This window comes from Mangrovibacter sp. MFB070, from assembly GCF_000705335.1.
Taxonomy (GTDB): domain Bacteria; phylum Pseudomonadota; class Gammaproteobacteria; order Enterobacterales; family Enterobacteriaceae; genus Mangrovibacter; species Mangrovibacter plantisponsor.
On the sequence record NZ_JJMI01000052.1, the window covers coordinates 1 to 17977 of the forward strand.

Here is a 17977-nt window from a genome sequence, read left to right on the forward strand (position 1 = left end):
TAGCTTGTTAACGGATAATGTTCATGGCCGTGAGGCGGTGAATAAAACAGAATATGCCTGGCGGCAAGAGCGCGGTGGTCCCACCTGACCCCATGCCGAACTCAGAAGTGAAACGCCGTAGCGCCGATGGTAGTGTGGGGTCTCCCCATGCGAGAGTAGGGAACTGCCAGGCTTCAATTAAGAAGAACCCTCAGCGAAAGCTGGGGGTTTTTTGCTTTTGTGCTTCAGGCCGTTCAGCTGTTCAGCCACTTACCTGCAGTTTCACACCCGGGGACAGTTCCCGTCAGGTGATCCCGGCCACCGTGCCCGGTTTTTGGTTTATCCCCCACCGGGCTCTGCGCTGGCAGAGACGGCACATCCGTAAACCTGTGCTGCCTTGCCAGAACTACTGAAACTTATTGCTGCATCCACCTGACAATAAACTGCACAATTGCCGCGGGATCATTGATATCTAACTGAGGAACTGTAACCTCCAGCGGAGTATCAGTGGCGATGGCAATCACATATTCATCAATTTCCAGTCTGTGTCCTGCTATTGCCCGGTATAAAAGAATTTTAGGTACCGGCTCATGCTTGAAGCCTTCTGCCAAAATTAGGTCGACCATTGCCGGGTCCAGTCTTTTCGCCAGGCTGAACAAGTCGACATCAGGGGAATCAGGCGTTTCGGTCATCAGCGCCCAACGCTGCGCTGATGCGACAAGCGTTTGCAGTGCGCCTGCTTTTCTTAGTTCATAGCTGTCTTTGCCTGGCGTATCCACATCCATGTCATGGTGAGTGTGTTTAATTAACCCGGGGCGGATGCTCGCATCTCTTAGTAACGGAATGACTTTTTTTAGTAGAGTTGTTTTCCCGGTACCACTTTTAGCCGCAAAACACAGAAGAGGCGGTGTTTGCCAGCGAGCGAGATCTTCCGGAGTATTCACATTCGCAAAAGCGTTCTGGCTGTTGGCAAAAACAACGCAATGCCCACCGACCAGGCGGAAAAAGGCCAGTACGCGGCGCTCACCTTGTAACAGATACTGGCGCATCTTCCCGGCCAGAGAATGATGCACCAGTGCCACGCCAGGATGATCCCGCTCCCCGTCATTTACCCAAACAACACTGGCGTTTCCGCGCTTATCCAGAAGCCGGCTTACAAGATTTGTGGGAATATTTGGTGTGTCGCAAGGGCAAAACAAAAACCACTCAGCCTCGCATGTTTCCATGACTGCCAGCATTCCGGCGAGCGGGCCCGGATAGCCTGCAACCGTATCCTGAACCACTGGCAGATGGCTTGCCTGGTAAACATCCAGATTACGGTTGGCATTGATTACAACAATGTCTACTTGTGGCTGTAGTCTCCCGGCAACATGCTGCCAGAGTGCACGCCCTTTTAGGTGTAATAAACCTTTATCTTTTCCGCCCATACGTGTTGCTTTGCCAGCTGCTAACACGGCGCCTGTTATCCCGGTAATATGGCTCACTGAATATCGCCTCTTTTCATGTGGGTTTTAGCCTGCTACCGTATTCAGGTGAAGACAAAGGAGCACAATCATGAAATGTAAACGCCTTAATGAAGTGATCGAATTGCTTCAGCCAGCCTGGCAGAAAGACCCTGATCTTAATTTACTGCAATTTTTACAAAAACTGGCAGACGAGTCAGGTTTTAAAGGGGCGTTGGTTGATCTTACTGATGATATTCTTATCTACCATCTAAAAATGCGCGACAGCGCGAAAGACGCCACCATTCCTGGTTTACAGAAAGACTACGAAGAAGATTTTAAAACCGCGCTGTTGAAAGCTCGCGGGGTCATTAAAGAGTAAAAGGTTGTAAGTCGCATCGTTAGTACTGCTCTTTCAGTGTTATTCTGTAGGCTTCATGTCCTGAACTCAGACCAGAATGACTGACAACGCTTTCAATTTTCAGACATTAAACCCGGATATCATCATGGATGCCTTGTTTGATTGTGGCATCCGGGTTGATTCCGGGTTAACTGCACTTAATAGTTACGAAAACCGTGTATATCAGTTTATGGATGAAGACCGTAAACGGTATGTCGTGAAGTTCTATCGCCCTCACCGCTGGTCAGATGCGCAAATTGAAGAAGAACACCAGTTTACTCTGTCCCTGCAAGGCGAAGGGATACCTGTTGTTGCGCCTGTGCTCTTTTCCGGGCAAAGTCTCATGCTACATGAAGGTTTTCGTTATGCTGTTTTCCCCAGTGCCGGTGGGCGACAGTATGAAAATGATAACCCAGACCAAATGGAAAGTGTTGGGTACTCTTTAGGCCGCATTCACCAGATTGGCCGCAAAGCTCCTTTTATTCATCGGCCATCCTTTGATTTGCATACCTGGCTTGCTGAGCCTTTTGAACAATATCTTCAGGCTAAATTAATCCCGGCATCACTCAAAGATGCATTTCTGGCTGCTGCACGTGACTTATCTGATGCGGTTACTGCACACTGGTTCACCGATTTCACTGTGATTCGTTTACATGGTGATTGCCACCCCGGGAATATATTATGGCGTGACGGGCCAGTCTTTGTTGATTTCGATGATGCCCGAAGTGGCCCCGCAATCCAGGATATTTGGATGTTGCTGAACGGGGAGCGCCCTGAACAGCGTATGCAATTAGAAATGATTGTTGAGGCATATGAAGCGTTTTGCACATTTGATACACGTGAATTCGCACTAATTGAACCTTTGCGTGCTATGCGCATGATTTACTATCTGGCCTGGCAGCTTAAACGCTGGGACGATCCCGCATTTCCCCGTAGTTTTCCCTGGCTCCAGGAAGAAGACTTCTGGCGGAGACAAACTGCTGTGTTTATCGAGCAGAAGAAGGTTCTTCAGGAACCACCCTTACAATTAACGCCAATGTATTGATGATTAAGTTTTATTTGGGAGAACTTGTATGAAAAAGATTTGGCTGGCGCTGGCGGGTATGATCCTGGCGTTTAGTGCATCTGCTGCGCAATATACGGATGGCCAACAGTACATTACACTTAAAACACCGGTTCCGGGAGAACCCCAGGTACTGGAGTTTTTCTCATTTTACTGCCCGCATTGCTATGAATTTGAGCATGTGCTGCATGTTTCTGATGCTGTGAAAAAGAAACTGCCAGAAGGCGTTAAAATGACCAAATACCACGTTGAGTTTCTTGGGCCATTGGGCAAGGAATTAACTCAGGCATGGGCTGTTGCAATGGCGTTGGGTGTGGAAGATAAAGTCAGTGACCGCATGTTTGATGCTGTACAGAAAACACAGACAGTACAAACGGTAGCTGATATTCGCCAGGTCTTTATTGACGCCGGGGTGAAACCTGAAGAGTACGATGCTGCATGGAATAGCTTTGTGGTGAAATCTCTGGTTGCACAACAGGAAAAAGCAGCTGCTGACTTGCAGTTGCAGGGTGTACCTGCAATGTATGTTAATGGCAAATACATGCTGAACCCACAAGGTATGGATACCAGTAATATGGATGCTTTTGTTCAACAGTATGCTGATACCGTGAACTACCTGCTCAAACAGAAGTAAGCCTGATACGCATACGTATGTCATTGAGTATAAAAAACGCCGACTTATGTTCGGCGTTTTTTTATTACATTTTCAGGATTCGTTACTGATATTTACCTTGGGAGAACTATCTTCCGGGTACTGATTTTCCGGCCCGAACCCTTTGGGCTGATAGAGTGCGTCGAGCTGTTGGTCTTTTTCAAGCCATAAAGCGTTTAACCAGCGCTGAAAATAACGCTTAAAACTTTTATCATTAACATAATCACCATGTAGTGACTCTGCTTCATTCACCGGCACTAAATTTATACGCACTACAATGCGTGTCAGCTTGCCACTCAACATATCCCGGAAAGGTTTATCCCTGTTTTCCGGGTAGCACAGTGTGACATTAAGTAATTTATCGAACTGTTCGCCCAGCACATTTAACGCCATAGCAACGCCGGCTGCTTTTGGTGGTAACAGGTGTTGATAAGGGGAACGTAATACATGCCGCTTTTCTTCAGTAAAGCGTGAGCCTTCCACAAAATTGACAATTGTTGTGGGATGAGAGCGAAATTTCTCACATGAACGCCGTGTTGTTTCAACATCTTTACCCCGTTGCTCCGGGTGGCGTAGTAAATAACTGCGTGAGTAACGGCGCATAAATGGCATATCCAGAGCCCAACAAGCCAGCCCCAAAAAAGGCACCCAGGCCAGTTGTTGTTTAAGAAAATATTTTGTCACCGGAATATGGCGCCGAAAAAGCACACACAACACAACAATATCTGCCCAGCTTTGATGGTTACAAATTAGCAGATACCAGTTTTGTTTACTCAGCCCTTCCAGCCCTTCAGTTTCCCACTGCAGAAAAGGATTTAGCCGTAGTAAAACCGCCAGACTGGCGCACCAACCTTGCATACATGCATCACAAAACAAAGATATTGCCCGCCAGACACTGGGAACTGGCAGTAACAGTTTTATCAGCCCGGCACAGATAATAGGAACAGAGAAAAAGACTGTAACCAGAACAGTCAGCAAAATACTTAGCAATAATATGATTGTGGCGAACAATCTCGACATGATTTCTTTTTTTCAATTAATGAATGGGCATTGCCTGAGGCATGTGCGACAGGGCGGTGATCTTAACAGAAATAGCAGGGGGGCGTTATCCATGACGAGGGGAACGGTTATTGATTACGTGAAAAATTATTAGCAGATTATCTTGAGTGATGCTTTTTATATCCACATTACAGCTATATGAATCGGGTAAAAAATATACCAGAGAGTTGTTGTTAGTGAGTTGATTTTAAATATCTTTTTGTTATTACCCACTATGGACTATACCGTTTTTTGCAAAATCATACACAAAGTTATCCACAGGTCGATCCGCGACTCTTGCCGCATGATCTGTGTTAATTCGTGATAAAAATAGGGTGAAAAGTTCATGTTAACTGCGGTGTATGGCATCCTTGAGCCTTAAACTGCAACCAGGCAAAAAGACTATGGCTCAGATCGCTGACAATCCGCTTATCCTCGTCGATGGATCCTCTTACCTTTATCGTGCGTACCATGCGTTCCCTCCTCTGACTAACAGTGCTGGAGAGCCGACTGGTGCGATGTATGGCGTACTCAATATGCTGCGTAGCTTGCTGCTGCAGTTTAATCCTTCTCACGCCGCGGTCGTGTTTGATGCCAAAGGCAAAACCTTTCGCGATGAGCTTTTTGAAAATTATAAATCTCACCGCCCGCCAATGCCGGATGATCTGCGGGTGCAAATTGCGCCATTGCATGAAATGGTCCGGGCGATGGGCTTACCGCTGTTGGTTATTCCGGGGGTTGAAGCCGATGATGTTATCGGTACCCTGGCAAAGCAGGCTAATGATGCTGGTCAACCCGTGCTGATTAGCACCGGGGATAAAGATATGGCGCAGTTGGTAACGCCAGGTGTAACGCTGATTAATACCATGACCAACACGGTTCTTGGCCCTGAAGAGGTGCAACAAAAATATGGTGTACCACCTGAGCTGATTATCGATTTCCTGGCATTGATGGGCGACTCCTCAGATAACATCCCTGGTGTCCCTGGTGTGGGCGAGAAAACGGCACAGGCGCTTTTACAAGGGCTTGGAGGTCTTACTACGCTATACGCCAACCCGGAAAAAATTGCCGGCCTGTCGTTTCGCGGTGCGAAAACCATGGCAGATAAACTGGAAAACAACAAAGAAATGGCCTGGCTCTCGTACAAGCTGGCAACCATTAAGACGGATGTTGAGCTGGAATTAGCTTACAACGAGCTGGATGTAAAACCTCCAGAAAACGAAGCACTACTGTCTCTGTTCAGCCAGTACGAATTTAAGCGCTGGATCAGTGATGTTGAAAATGGCAAATGGCTTAAAGCAAAAGGTGCTAAGCCCGTTCAGGCGGTAAGTAATACCCCGGAAGAACCGGTTGAAGAAGAGGCTGCTCCTGTTTTGTCGCGGGACAACTACGTCACTGTACTGGATGAAGCAAACTTACTTACATGGGTAGATAAAATCCGTGCGGCACCGCTTGTGTCATTCGATACCGAAACGGATAGCCTGGATAACATCCTGGCAAATTTGGTGGGGCTATCCTTTGCGACAGAGCCAGGACAGGCCATTTATATTCCGGTAGCGCATGATTACCTGGATGCCCCTGAACAGATTTCACGGGAACGAGCCCTGGAGTTACTGCGCCCGGTTCTGGAAAGCGATGATGTCCGTAAAGTGGGGCAGAATCTCAAGTTTGACCGTGGCATTTTGCAAAACTACGGCATTGAACTGGCGGGTGTTGAGTTTGATACCATGCTGGAGTCTTATATTCTGGATAGTGTGGCCGGGCGTCATGATATGGACAGCCTCTCTGCTCGCTGGCTCAACCATAAAACAATTACTTTTGAAGAAATTGCCGGTAAGGGGAAGAAGCAGCTCACATTCAACCAGATTGATATTGAAACCGCTGGTCCGTATGCCGCAGAAGATGCCGATGTTACTTTGCAACTACATTTGAAAATGTGGCCGAAGCTTCAGCAGCTGGAGGGGCCATTGAATGTATTCCGCGAGATAGAAATGCCACTGATGCCAGTGCTGTCACGGATTGAGCGTAATGGCGTTAAAATCGACCCGGCGGTGCTACACCAGCATTCTGGTGAGTTGACCACCCGGCTGGCAGAGCTTGAGCTAAAAGCGCATGAACTGGCAGGTGAACCTTTCAATCTCTCTTCACCTAAACAGTTGCAGACTATCCTGTTTGAAAAACAGGGCATTAAGCCACTAAAGAAAACCCCGGGTGGCGCCCCTTCAACTTCAGAAGAAGTGCTGGAGGAGTTAGCGCTGGATTACCCTTTACCCAAAGTAATTCTGGAATACCGTGGTCTGGCAAAACTGAAATCCACCTACACCGACAAACTTCCGTTGATGATTAACCCTAAAACCGGGCGAGTGCATACCTCATACCACCAGGCGGTGACAGCAACAGGGCGTTTATCTTCTACGGATCCGAACCTGCAAAATATCCCGGTACGTAACGATGAAGGCCGGCGTATTCGCCAGGCATTTATTGCCCCGGATGATTACTTAATTGTTTCGGCAGACTATTCACAAATTGAGTTGCGTATTATGGCGCACCTTTCTCAGGACGCAGGGTTGCTGGCGGCATTTGCTGAGGGGAAAGATATTCACCGGGCAACAGCCGCAGAAGTGTTCGGCCTTGCTTTGGATGATGTGACAACTGAGCAACGGCGGAGTGCCAAGGCTATCAACTTTGGCCTGATTTATGGGATGAGTGCATTTGGTTTGTCACGCCAATTGAATATCCCCCGTAAAGAGGCACAGCGTTATATGGACCTGTATTTTGAGCGCTACCCCGGGGTACTGAATTACATGGAGCGCACCAGAGTGCAGGCGAAAGAGCAGGGGTATGTTGAAACGCTGGATGGGCGTCGCCTCTATCTGCCAGATATTAAATCCAGTAATGCTGCCCGTCGTGCCGGAGCTGAGCGTGCAGCTATCAACGCGCCAATGCAAGGTACTGCTGCAGATATCATTAAGAAAGCGATGATTGCTGTTGATGGCTGGTTACAGGCAGAACAGCCGCCCGTAAAAATGATCATGCAAGTACACGATGAACTGGTGTTTGAAGTGCACAAAGACAGCCTTGAACTGGTTGCGAAGAAAGTGCATGAGTTGATGGAAAACTGTATGAAACTTGATGTGCCGTTGCTGGTGGAAGTTGGTAGCGGATCTAACTGGGATAAAGCGCATTAAGCGTTCATAAAATGTCCATTTTTTGTAAGTAAACAACATAAAACATAGTGTTTTGTGATGATCATTAGAAAACCCTATGTAAAGGGTGAAAAAAAACTACAAAAAACGCTTTTTTAACAGCCAGAAAAAGAGTAGAGTTAAAGATGTAGGGTACAGAGGTAAGATGTTCTATCTTTCAGACCTTTTACTTCACGTAATCGGATTTGGCTGAATATTTTAGCCGCCCCAGTCATTAGTGACTGGGGCGTTTTTTATTGGGCAAAAGAAAAAACCGATACAAGCTTGTTGTACCGGTTTGAGCTTACTCTCCGTCTTCAGGAGACGGTTCTGCTTGTTCTTCTACCGGTTCGAGTTCACTAAACCAGCTGTCCAGCTTCTGGCGTAATTTATCCACCCCCAGTTTCTTCAGGGATGAGAATGCTTCCACCTGCACATCACCATTAAACGCAAGTGCCGCTTCACGCACCATGTTCAGCTGGCTCTTACGGGCACCACTTGCCAGTTTGTCTGCCTTAGTGAGCAGAACCAGCACCGGAATGCTACTGTCCACCGCCCACTGGATCATTTGCTGATCAAGGTCTTTTAGTGGGTGGCGGATGTCCATCAAAACGACCAGCCCCTGTAAGCACTGGCGTTTTTGTAAATATTCACCCAATGCACGCTGCCACTTACGCTTCATTTCTTCTGGTACTTCGGCATAACCATAACCCGGTAAGTCAACCAGGCGTTTGCCCTCAACGACTTCAAACAGGTTAATAAGCTGAGTACGGCCTGGCGTTTTACTGGTACGGGCAAGGCTCTTTTGATTGGTCAGGGTATTCAGTGCGCTGGATTTTCCTGCATTGGAGCGCCCCGCAAACGCGACTTCAATACCTGCATCACCTGGCAGGTGCCGGATATCCGGTGCGCTGGTGACAAAGTGCGTTAATTGATAATTCCAGTTAGTCAAAACGGTTCTCTCCGCTGGATAAGTTTGCCGTGATTATACCTGAACCGGTGCCAAAGGCGGATTTTCTGTGATGTTTCCCGTTATAGCGAATTTTACATATTGAAAATGTAAGACATTTGCCATCATTTCAGCACGAGATTGGCACTTTGTTACTTGCGACTATTTAATAATAATTATTAAAAACAGTGTGTTGTGGATATGGATATATCTGAAATAGCCATAATCTGAAACCTTGTTTATTGCACGTTTAATTGAACAGCGTAAAGTATATACAAAATACAGGGATGCATCAGGGAGCAAACTCAAGGAGAGTTTTTCAGGAGCGCCAGGAAAGCGAAGATAAGGATCGGGCAATCTTTAATTATCACGGAGAGTGTTAAAGAGCTATCAGGAGAGCAGCAAGGAATGTTGCATGCCGAGGGAGGACAGGGGTTGTCTCAGGCGAACAAGGAATGTTGAGCCCATGATGGGTGTCAAAACGAAAATGGCGGCGGGTTTACCTGCCGCCTTTTTTATTTGCCTGGTTTCTGCTAGATTTCGCCGCAAATCTATACTGAATAAAAAGGCTCAGAGAAGAACTGTCATGAAGCAACACGCCACTGCACCTCGCGGCAAAAGTCCGTCGAAATCGCGCAATAAAAAATCGCGTGAAGAACTCAACCAGGAAGGGCGCGAACGTAAGCGCCAGAAAAAACACCGTGGGAACCCTTCCGGCAGCCGCTCTGGTAGCGAACAGGGCCGGCAAAATCATAAAGGCTCCCGCCAGCAAGCAGATTCTCGTATTGGCAGTAAGAAGCCTGTCCTGTTAACCTCAGAACAGAACGTAACCAACCGGCAGTATAAACCTAAGAGTGAGAAGCCTATGCTGACACCCGAGGCAGAACTGGAAATGCTGGAAACGGATGAGCGCCTGGATGCGCTGCTGGAACGGCTCGAACAAGGGCAGGTATTAAGTGATGACGAGCAATCCTGGGTTAATGAGAAACTGGATCGCATTGATGCACTGATGCAGCAACTGGGCCTTTCTTATGACGATGATGAATCAGACGAAGAACAGACTGAAGATATGATGCGCCTGCTTAAAGGGGGCCATCACTGAATCCTGCGGCGTTTTTAGTTTTACTCGTCGTCCTGCCAGTAATGTGTTATCTGGCGTGGTTATTCGCTAAACTACAGCGCTTATCACAGCGTAAAAAGTGGTTGCGCGGCAGAATAATTACGCGAGGCGGTGGCCGGCAAGCGTTGCTTGCTGGCCGGCGGCTACGCAGGAAGGAGTGAGAATGTCTGAGCACGTTGTTGACTGGGATCTGGCCCTTATCCAGAAATATAACTATTCCGGGCCACGCTACACTTCTTACCCCACTGCTCTTGAGTTCTCACCAGACTATTCGCTGGCAGATTTTTCTGCGGCAGTTAGCCGGTACTCTGAACGGCCTTTATCGCTGTATGTCCATATCCCGTTTTGCCATAAACTCTGCTACTTCTGTGGCTGTAATAAACAGATAACCCGTCAACAGCATAAAGCAGATCAGTATCTCGATTTCCTTGAAAAAGAAATCCGGCACCAGTCACCACTTTTTACCTCCCGCACTGTAACCCAATTACACTGGGGTGGCGGCACACCGACCTTTTTGCTTAAAGACCAGATAACTCGCCTGATGTCGTTGTTGCGTGAGAATTTTCATTTTGCGCCACAGGCTGAAATTTCTATTGAAGTTGACCCCCGGGAAATAGAACTGGATATTCTCGATCATTTGCGGGCTGAAGGGTTTAACCGGCTAAGCATGGGAGTCCAGGATTTCAATAAAGAAGTTCAGCGGCTGGTTAACCGTGAGCAGGATGAAGACTTTATTTTCGCTCTGGTGAAGCGGGCGAAATCCCTTGGGTTTTCATCAACCAATATCGACTTGATCTATGGGCTACCTAAGCAGACACCTGAAAGTTTTGCTTTTACTTTACAGCGTGTGGCGGAATTAAACCCGGACCGCCTGAGTGTGTTTAACTATGCACACCTGCCGTCATTATTCGCGGCACAGCGCAAAATCAAAGATGGCGATTTACCATCAGCCAGCCAGAAACTGGATATTCTCCAGCAAACTATTCACTTTCTTACTGAATCCGGCTACCAGTTTATTGGCATGGATCACTTTGCCCGCCCCGATGATGAACTTTCTGTTGCCCAACGTGCGGGTATTCTGCACCGCAATTTCCAGGGGTACACCACCCAGGGAGATACCGATTTATTGGGTATGGGTGTGTCAGCGATTAGCATGATCGGGGATAGTTATAGCCAGAACCAAAAAGAACTAAAAAGCTATTACCAGCAGGTTGAAGAACGGGGAAACGCGCTTTGGCGAGGTATTGCGTTAACTCACGATGACTGTATTCGCCGTGATGTGATTAAAAACCTGATATGTAATTTCCGGCTTAGCAAAACAGATATTGCGCAGCAGTGGCAACTTCAGTTTGATTATTATTTTGCTGAAGACCTGGCATTGCTTGCTCCCCTGGAGAAAGACGGCCTGGTGGCGACAGATAACAGTTGTATTCAGGTAACGGCAAAAGGGCGGTTGCTGATTCGCAATATATGTATGTGCTTTGACACGTATTTACGGCAAAAGGCACGCCAGCAGCAATTTTCGCGGGTGATTTAACGGAATAAAAAAGCGGGAATGTAAATATCCCGCTTTTTTATTTGTACAACACCAACAGACTTCAATTAAAGAAGTTTATCAGTGCTGCACATAATAGTGCTGCCATCGCAGTTTGTGGGGTATGGCTTGCAGCAAGGCCTGCGTCTGCGCCTTGCGACACAACCTGAATTAAGGATTCCAGCATGATGTTTCTCCAGCGTGAACGCGGTAGATCATACTGAACCTGGCGAGACAGTAAAGTACAAAATAGCAGCAATTTGCTGGTGGCTTTGCATCTTTACAATTCATGCCATCACTCCATCCCTAATTCTTTCAACTTCCTGGTCAGCGTGTTTCTTCCCCAGCCTAATAAGCGTGCTGCTTCCTGCTTATGGCCCTGGGTGTGGCGCAGTGCTGTCGTCAATAATGTCCGTTCCATTTCTGGTTGTGCTTCGGACAATAAATTTTGATGACCGGAACGCAATGCCCTGTCTGCCCACTGTGCCAGCAATGTGGCCCAACTGTCTGGTAGTGCCTGTGTCGGGCTGTCCGGCACGACACTTTCAAACAGCTCTGTGGGCAAATCCTGAATCAACACTTCCTGGCCTGCGGCCATAACGGTCAGCCAGCGGCAGGTGTTTTCTAACTGACGCACGTTTCCGGGCCAGGCCAGCCTGGTTAATGCTGCTTCTGTTTCTGGGTGCAGTTGTTTGGTTTCCACACCTAATTCCCGGGCCGCAATTTGCAGGAAATGGCGAGCCAGGCGAGGAATATCTTCGCGGCGTTCACGTAACGGCGGAAGATGAACACGGATAACGTTAAGCCGGTGGAAAAGGTCTTCACGAAATTTCCCTTCCAGAACACGTTGCTCCAGGTTTTGGTGCGTTGCGGCAATAATACGTACATCAACTTTTACCGGTGCATAGCCACCCACCCGGTAAAATTGCCCGTCGGCCAGTACACGCAGCAGGCGCGTTTGAACATCCAGAGGCATATCACCAATTTCATCAAGAAACAGTGTGCCGCCATCTGCCTGTTCAAAGCGCCCCTGGCGAATTTGGTTGGCCCCGGTAAATGCCCCTTTCTCATGCCCAAACAGCTCTGATTCAATTAAGTCTTTGGGGATGGCGGCCATATTCAGTGCAATAAATGGCGCTTTTACTCGCGGGCTGTGGCGGTGAAGTGCATGGGCGACCAGCTCTTTACCGGTACCGGACTCACCGTTAATCAATACACTAATTGAAGAGCGGGATAACCGGCCAATAATGCGAAACACATCCTGCATTGCCGGCGCTTCACCAATGATATCGGTTGTCGGGCCATTTACAGGCGCGTTACGCGGTTGCTGCTGCTCCTGATAGTGGCTGATTGCACGTTCAACCAGAGCAACGGCTTCATCAATATCAAAAGGTTTGGGCAGGTAATCAAAAGCACCTTGTTGATAGGCGCTTACCGCAGCGTCCAGATCGGAATGTGCCGTCATAATGATGACCGGTAACATTGGGTGGCGCTGCTTGATTTGTTTTAATAATGCCAGGCCATCCATGCCAGGCATCCGGATATCGGACAACAATACATCCGGGGTTTTTGTCGCGAGTGCATCCAGCACTTCATTACCATTTTCAAAGGTGGTACAACTCAACCCGGCTCCAGTGAGCGCGCGTTCAAGCACCCAACGGATGGAGCTATCGTCATCAACGATCCAGACTATCCCTCGTTGCATAAAGACCTCACTGGCGAATAGGCAGGTATACCGAGAATTCGGTATGGCCTGGCCAACTGTTAAATTCGATTTTTCCCGAATGCTGATCAATTAAATTGCGCGCAATGGATAACCCTAAACCAGTGCCACCTTCACGGCCACTGACCATGGGGTAGAACAACGTATCCTGTAAATGCGCTGGTATACCGGGCCCGTTATCTTCTATGTCAATGCGGGCCGCAAGGCGGTAACGAACACCATGCAGCGTCAACTGGAATGCGGTACGAGTACGCAGCGTAATCTCACCACCTTCTTCCCCCAGAGCCTGGAGGGCATTACGAACGATGTTGAGTAACACCTGCTCGATTTGATCCGGGTCATGCGCTAATTCTGGAAGACTCGGGTCATAATCCCTGACCAGGGTAACGTTATCGGGCAGCTCCATTGACACTAATTTAACTACCCGCTCTGCAACTTTATGAATGCTTTCTGTTACATGCATGCCTGGTTGTTGTGGGCCAAGCAGTCTGTCCACCAGGTTACGCAGGCGGTCAGCCTGCTCAATAATTACCTTGGTGTATTCCGTCAGTGACGGGTCGGGCAGTGCTTTATTGAGTAACTGTGCTGCACCGCGCAACCCACCTAACGGGTTTTTAATCTCATGAGCCAGCCCTCTGACTAAATCGCGGGCTGCGACCTGTTGCGCTTGTTGCAACTGTTCCTGGCTCAGGCGACGCTGGTTATCCATCGGAGCCATTTCCAGCAGAATATAGCCTTCTGGCAACCGTTGAGCTGTGAGCGACAAAATATGTGAACGCCCATCAATGACTAACGTCACTTCGTTATCAGTAAATCCCTGGCCGGCATTCAGGCTTTCTTGCATCAGCCCAACATTGAGCGAAAAGTAGCTCAGCAATTCCGGTAATGGCGTTCCATAAAGTTTGCGGGAACTTTGCGCCAGAAGTTGCTGCGCTGCCGGGTTCGCATAGTGAACCGCCAGGTTGTCATCAACCAACAGAATGCTGTTGATGAGAGAATTAAGGATCTGCCCAGCATCGGGCAGTGCGCCGCTTGCCATTCAGCAGTCTCCGAATGTTGTGCACTGTTTTGGTGCTTTGTAGATATTGGTACAAAAAAGAGGCAAACAAACTTTATTGTCGGAGAAAAAAGCCCATCCGAAGATGGGCTGAAAGTTTCCACGGCAACAAAAAACGACTCTTTAATAAATTAGACGCTGTAGTACAGTTCGAACTCAACCGGGTGCGGAGTCATACGCACGCGATCGTTTTCTGCGCGACGCAGTTCCAGGTAAGCGTCGATGGTGTCATCAGTGAATACACCACCAGCAGTCAGGAACTCACGGTCTGCATCAAGTGCATTCAGTGCTTCTTCCAGAGAGCCTGCAACCTGTGGGATTTCTGCTGCTTCTTCTGCAGGCAGGTCATACAGGTTTTTGTCCATTGCTTCGCCAGGATGGATTTTGTTTTTGATGCCGTCAAGGCCAGCCATCATCAGTGCAGCAAAGCACAGGTACGGGTTAGCAGCCGGGTCCGGGAAGCGAACTTCGATACGGCGAGCTTTCGGAGAGGCAACCACCGGAATACGGATAGAGGCAGAACGGTTACGGGCAGAATAAGCCAGCATAACCGGTGCTTCATAACCCGGAACCAGACGTTTGTAAGAGTTGGTAGATGGGTTAGCCAGGGCGTTGATTGCTTTAGCGTGTTTGATAACACCGCCAATGTAGAACAGCGCTTCTTCTGACAGGCCAGCATATTTGTCGCCAGAGAACAGGTTTACACCGTTTTTGGACAGAGACATGTGGCAGTGCATACCAGAACCGTTATCGCCAAACATTGGTTTCGGCATAAAGGTTGCAGTTTTACCAAATGCGTGAGCAACGTTGTGCACCACATATTTGTAGATCTGGATTTCGTCAGCTTTTTTGGTCAGGGTATTGAAGCGGGTAGCCACTTCGTTCTGGCCAGCGGTCGCAACTTCGTGGTGGTGAGCTTCAACAACCAGGCCCATCTGTTCCATGGTCAGACACATTTGAGAACGGATGTCTTGTGATGAATCTACCGGCGGAACCGGGAAGTAACCACCTTTCACTGCAGGACGGTGACCTTTGTTACCGCCTTCGTATTTGGTATCGGAGTTCCAGGCAGCTTCGATATCATCGATAGCAACGTGGCAACCAGAGATGTCGCTTTTGAAGCGAACATCATCGAACAGGAAGAATTCAGGCTCAGGCCCAAACAGAACGGTATCAGCAATACCGGTAGAACGCAGGTATTCTTCAGCACGTTTTGCGATAGAGCGCGGGTCGCGGTCATAGCCCTGCATGGTAGCAGGTTCCAGAATGTCGCAACGGATGATCAGAGTCGGCTCTTCATAGAAAGGATCCAGAACGGCGGTAGAGGCGTCTGGCATCAGTACCATGTCTGATTCGTTGATACCTTTCCAGCCACCGATGGAAGAACCATCGAACATTTTGCCTTCTTCGAAGAAGTCAGCGTTAACCTGGTGGGCTGGGATAGTGACGTGCTGTTCTTTGCCTTTAGTATCGGTGAAGCGCAAATCAACGAACTTCACATCATGTTCATTCAGCATCGTCAAAACGTGTTCTGCGGACATACTAAATCTCCTGGAATTGTCATTGTCGTCGTGGTAACGAATACTTCAAACACTTCAAAAAAAATGCGTTTGCCGTAATTTTGATTAAGCGAAAACTGTGCCAACTTTCAAAAATAGCGCAAAAGGCGTTATGATGCGCACCACCGTGAAAACGCACTGCACCACAATGGAAAGTATGCACTATTATAGTGCATGCGTGCTAATGTGATGCGCTTTTGTGGTGCATAAATGCGCACTGGTGCAAATCTGTGCTTCGTGAAAATGATCACAAACCCTGAAATGTAAGCTTGTTAGCAATAGATGTTTGTGATCCTGTTCAGTCCTTCGATTAATACGTGTACAATAGCGCGCTATTCCTAATGCCTGAGGCAAAGTTGTGATCGAAAATCTGCGTAACATCGCCATTATTGCGCACGTTGACCATGGTAAAACCACCCTGGTCGACAAGCTGCTGCAACAATCTGGCACGTTTGGTGAGCGTAATGAGCTGACCGAGCGCGTCATGGACTCCAACGACCTGGAGAAAGAGCGTGGGATTACCATCCTCGCGAAAAATACCGCCATTAACTGGCGCGACTACCGCATCAATATCGTGGACACCCCAGGGCACGCCGACTTTGGTGGTGAAGTAGAACGCGTTATGTCCATGGTTGACTCAGTTCTGCTGCTGGTAGACGCAATGGATGGCCCGATGCCGCAGACTCGTTTCGTAACGCAAAAAGCGTTTGCCTACGGTCTGAAACCAATTGTGGTTATCAACAAAGTTGACCGTCCTGGCGCACGCCCTGACTGGGTTGTAGATCAGGTGTTCGACCTGTTCGTTAACCTGGGTGCAACTGACGAACAACTGGACTTCCCGATTGTTTACGCTTCTGCGTTAAACGGTATCGCTGGTCTGGATCACGAAGACATGGCTGAAGACATGACTCCGCTGTTCGAAGCCATTGTGAAACATGTGGCACCGCCAAGTGTTGACCTGAATGGCCCGTTCCAGATGCAAATCTCCCAGCTGGATTACAACAACTATGTTGGTGTTATCGGCATTGGGCGTATCAAACGCGGCGTGGTTAAACCGAACCAGCAAGTCACCATTATCGACAGCGAAGGTAAACGTCGTAATGGCAAAGTTGGCCAGGTTCTGGGCCACATGGGTCTGCAACGTATTGAGTCTGCTTCTGCTGAAGCTGGCGATATCATTGCAATCACTGGCCTGGGTGATCTGAATATTTCCGACACCATCTGTGATCCGAACAATGTAGAAGCTCTGCCTGCGTTGACTGTCGATGAACCGACCGTAACCATGTTCTTCTGCGTAAACACCTCTCCGTTCTGTGGTAAAGAAGGTAAGTTCGTTACTTCTCGTCAGATTCTTGATCGCCTGAAAAAAGAACTGGTGCACAACGTAGCTCTGCGTGTTGAAGAAACCCCAGATCCGGATGCTTTCCGTGTTTCTGGTCGTGGTGAACTGCACTTGTCTGTTCTGATTGAAAACATGCGTCGTGAAGGTTTCGAACTGGCGGTATCTCGTCCTAAAGTTATCTTCCGTGAAATCGATGGCCGTACTCAGGAACCGTTTGAGCAGGTAACGCTGGATATCGAAGAGCAGCACCAGGGTTCTGTAATGGAAGCTCTGGGTCTGCGTAAAGGTGACATGCGTGACATGATGCCAGATGGCAAAGGCCGCGTTCGTCTTGACTACATCATTCCAAGCCGTGGTCTGATTGGCTTCCGTACTGAATTCATGACCATGACTTCTGGTACTGGTCTGCTTTATGCGTCATTCAGCCACTACGACGACCTGCGTCCGGGTGAAATCGGTCAGCGCCAGAATGGCGTACTGATTTCCAATGGTCAGGGTAAAGCCGTTGCTTATGCACTGTACAGCCTGCAGGATCGCGGTAAGTTGTTCCTCGGCCATGGTGCTGAAGTGTATGAAGGCCAGATCATCGGTATTCACAGCCGTTCTAACGACCTGACTGTGAACTGCCTGACTGGTAAAAAACTGACCAACATGCGTGCATCTGGTACTGACGAAGCGACCACCCTGTCTCCGCCGGTTAAAATGACCCTGGAACAGGCTCTGGAGTTTATCGATGATGACGAACTGGTAGAAGTAACGCCGACTTCTGTACGTCTGCGTAAACGTCATCTGACAGAAAACGATCGCCGTCGCGCCACCCGCGGTCCGAAAGAATAATTAAGTTTTTTCTTTCGCTGATACAGAACCCCGTCTTTTTGGCGGGGTTTTTTTATGCCTTCTTGTTACCTGCCGGATAGTCAAATCAAGCGATTAC

Annotated in this window: 14 protein-coding genes, 1 rRNA gene and 1 pseudogene; 8 read left to right on the top strand and 8 right to left on the bottom strand. The window is 48.4% G+C overall.

The genetic code is table 11. The features are described from left to right. Positions 1–56 precede the first annotated feature (56 nt). A 5S ribosomal RNA gene (gene rrf / locus DT73_RS22535) occupies positions 57–172 on the top strand. Between the two features lie 223 nt (positions 173–395). On the opposite strand, the gene mobB is transcribed toward rrf, so the two are convergent. Both mobB and mobA read right to left on the bottom strand, forming a co-directional pair. After that, on the bottom strand, positions 396–923 hold the full coding sequence (gene mobB / locus DT73_RS26995) for a molybdopterin-guanine dinucleotide biosynthesis protein MobB (RefSeq protein ID WP_304413349.1): 528 nt from the start codon (positions 921–923) through the stop codon (positions 396–398). Continuing rightward, a pseudogene (gene mobA / locus DT73_RS27000) lies at positions 912–1463 on the bottom strand (molybdenum cofactor guanylyltransferase MobA); the annotation flags it as partial. The gene mobB and the pseudogene mobA, both read right to left, overlap by 12 nt. A 70-nt stretch (positions 1464–1533) precedes the next feature. Between mobA and DT73_RS22545 the strand changes: the two are divergent. From DT73_RS22545 to dsbA, 3 genes are all read left to right on the top strand, one after another. Next, positions 1534–1803 carry a YihD family protein gene (locus DT73_RS22545; RefSeq protein WP_036115590.1) on the top strand — a complete coding sequence of 90 codons (270 nt, stop codon included), beginning with the start codon at positions 1534–1536 and terminating at the stop codon, positions 1801–1803. Between the two features lie 76 nt (positions 1804–1879). Beyond that, a complete protein-coding gene (locus DT73_RS22550) occupies positions 1880–2866 on the top strand; it encodes a serine/threonine protein kinase (RefSeq protein ID WP_036115593.1) in 987 nt (328 codons plus the stop codon). Positions 2867–2894: 28 nt separating this feature from the next. Further along, positions 2895–3518 (top strand): thiol:disulfide interchange protein DsbA, encoded by a 624-nt coding sequence (dsbA, locus tag DT73_RS22555; RefSeq protein WP_036115596.1) that lies wholly within the window; start codon positions 2895–2897, stop codon positions 3516–3518. 72 nt (positions 3519–3590) lie between these two features. On the opposite strand, the gene DT73_RS22560 is transcribed toward dsbA, so the two are convergent. Beyond that, a complete protein-coding gene (locus tag DT73_RS22560; RefSeq protein WP_084172349.1) occupies positions 3591–4556 on the bottom strand; it encodes an acyltransferase in 966 nt (321 codons plus the stop codon). Positions 4557–4978: 422 nt separating this feature from the next. On the opposite strand from DT73_RS22560, the gene polA reads away from it, so the two are divergent. Continuing rightward, a complete protein-coding gene (gene polA / locus DT73_RS22565; RefSeq protein ID WP_036115598.1) occupies positions 4979–7762 on the top strand; it encodes a DNA polymerase I in 2784 nt (927 codons plus the stop codon). A gap of 301 nt (positions 7763–8063) precedes the next feature. Here the strand turns inward: polA and yihA are convergent, their stop codons facing one another. Further along, positions 8064–8711 (bottom strand): ribosome biogenesis GTP-binding protein YihA/YsxC, encoded by a 648-nt coding sequence (yihA, locus tag DT73_RS22570; RefSeq protein ID WP_036115604.1) that lies wholly within the window; start codon positions 8709–8711, stop codon positions 8064–8066. Between the two features lie 583 nt (positions 8712–9294). Between yihA and yihI the strand changes: the two genes are divergently transcribed. Together yihI and hemN are read left to right on the top strand one after the other, a co-directional pair. Further along, positions 9295–9810 carry a Der GTPase-activating protein YihI gene (gene yihI, locus DT73_RS22575; RefSeq protein WP_036115893.1) on the top strand — a complete coding sequence of 172 codons (516 nt, stop codon included), beginning with the start codon at positions 9295–9297 and terminating at the stop codon, positions 9808–9810. A 181-nt stretch (positions 9811–9991) separates the two neighbouring features. Continuing rightward, positions 9992–11365: an oxygen-independent coproporphyrinogen III oxidase gene (gene hemN / locus DT73_RS22580; protein ID WP_036115607.1), complete on the top strand. Its 1374-nt coding sequence runs from the start codon at positions 9992–9994 to the stop codon at positions 11363–11365. A 61-nt stretch (positions 11366–11426) separates the two neighbouring features. On the opposite strand, the gene DT73_RS26325 is transcribed toward hemN, so the two are convergent. The 4 genes from DT73_RS26325 to glnA all read right to left on the bottom strand — a co-directional run bounded on the left by DT73_RS26325 (position 11427) and on the right by glnA (position 15683). Beyond that, positions 11427–11549: a YshB family small membrane protein gene (locus tag DT73_RS26325; protein ID WP_146211538.1), complete on the bottom strand. Its 123-nt coding sequence runs from the start codon at positions 11547–11549 to the stop codon at positions 11427–11429. 108 nt (positions 11550–11657) lie between these two features. Continuing rightward, positions 11658–13067: a nitrogen regulation protein NR(I) gene (glnG, locus tag DT73_RS22585; RefSeq protein WP_036115612.1), complete on the bottom strand. Its 1410-nt coding sequence runs from the start codon at positions 13065–13067 to the stop codon at positions 11658–11660. A gap of 7 nt (positions 13068–13074) precedes the next feature. Next, positions 13075–14124, bottom strand: a complete 1050-nt coding sequence (gene glnL, locus DT73_RS22590) for a nitrogen regulation protein NR(II) (RefSeq protein WP_036115616.1) — start codon at positions 14122–14124, stop codon at positions 13075–13077. Positions 14125–14273: 149 nt separating this feature from the next. Continuing rightward, positions 14274–15683: a glutamate--ammonia ligase gene (glnA, locus tag DT73_RS22595; RefSeq protein ID WP_036115618.1), complete on the bottom strand. Its 1410-nt coding sequence runs from the start codon at positions 15681–15683 to the stop codon at positions 14274–14276. A gap of 376 nt (positions 15684–16059) precedes the next feature. Here glnA and typA point away from each other — a divergent pair, with 376 nt between their 5' ends. Beyond that, positions 16060–17880, top strand: a complete 1821-nt coding sequence (gene typA, locus DT73_RS22600; RefSeq protein WP_036115621.1) for a ribosome-dependent GTPase TypA — start codon at positions 16060–16062, stop codon at positions 17878–17880. Positions 17881–17977: the final 97 nt, after the last annotated feature.

Coding starts and splice junctions, on each gene's coding strand:
- DT73_RS22550 (WP_036115593.1), top strand. CDS start 1,880: ATGACTGACAACGCTTTCAATTTTCAGACATTAAACCCGGATATCATC.
- hemN (WP_036115607.1), top strand. CDS start 9,992: ATGTCTGAGCACGTTGTTGACTGGGATCTGGCCCTTATCCAGAAATAT.
- dsbA (WP_036115596.1), top strand. CDS start 2,895: ATGAAAAAGATTTGGCTGGCGCTGGCGGGTATGATCCTGGCGTTTAGT.
- DT73_RS22560 (WP_084172349.1), bottom strand. CDS start 4,556: ATGTCGAGATTGTTCGCCACAATCATATTATTGCTAAGTATTTTGCTG.
- polA (WP_036115598.1), top strand. CDS start 4,979: ATGGCTCAGATCGCTGACAATCCGCTTATCCTCGTCGATGGATCCTCT.
- glnL (WP_036115616.1), bottom strand. CDS start 14,124: ATGGCAAGCGGCGCACTGCCCGATGCTGGGCAGATCCTTAATTCTCTC.
- glnG (WP_036115612.1), bottom strand. CDS start 13,067: ATGCAACGAGGGATAGTCTGGATCGTTGATGACGATAGCTCCATCCGT.
- glnA (WP_036115618.1), bottom strand. CDS start 15,683: ATGTCCGCAGAACACGTTTTGACGATGCTGAATGAACATGATGTGAAG.
- yihI (WP_036115893.1), top strand. CDS start 9,295: ATGAAGCAACACGCCACTGCACCTCGCGGCAAAAGTCCGTCGAAATCG.
- DT73_RS22545 (WP_036115590.1), top strand. CDS start 1,534: ATGAAATGTAAACGCCTTAATGAAGTGATCGAATTGCTTCAGCCAGCC.
- DT73_RS26325 (WP_146211538.1), bottom strand. CDS start 11,549: ATGCTGGAATCCTTAATTCAGGTTGTGTCGCAAGGCGCAGACGCAGGC.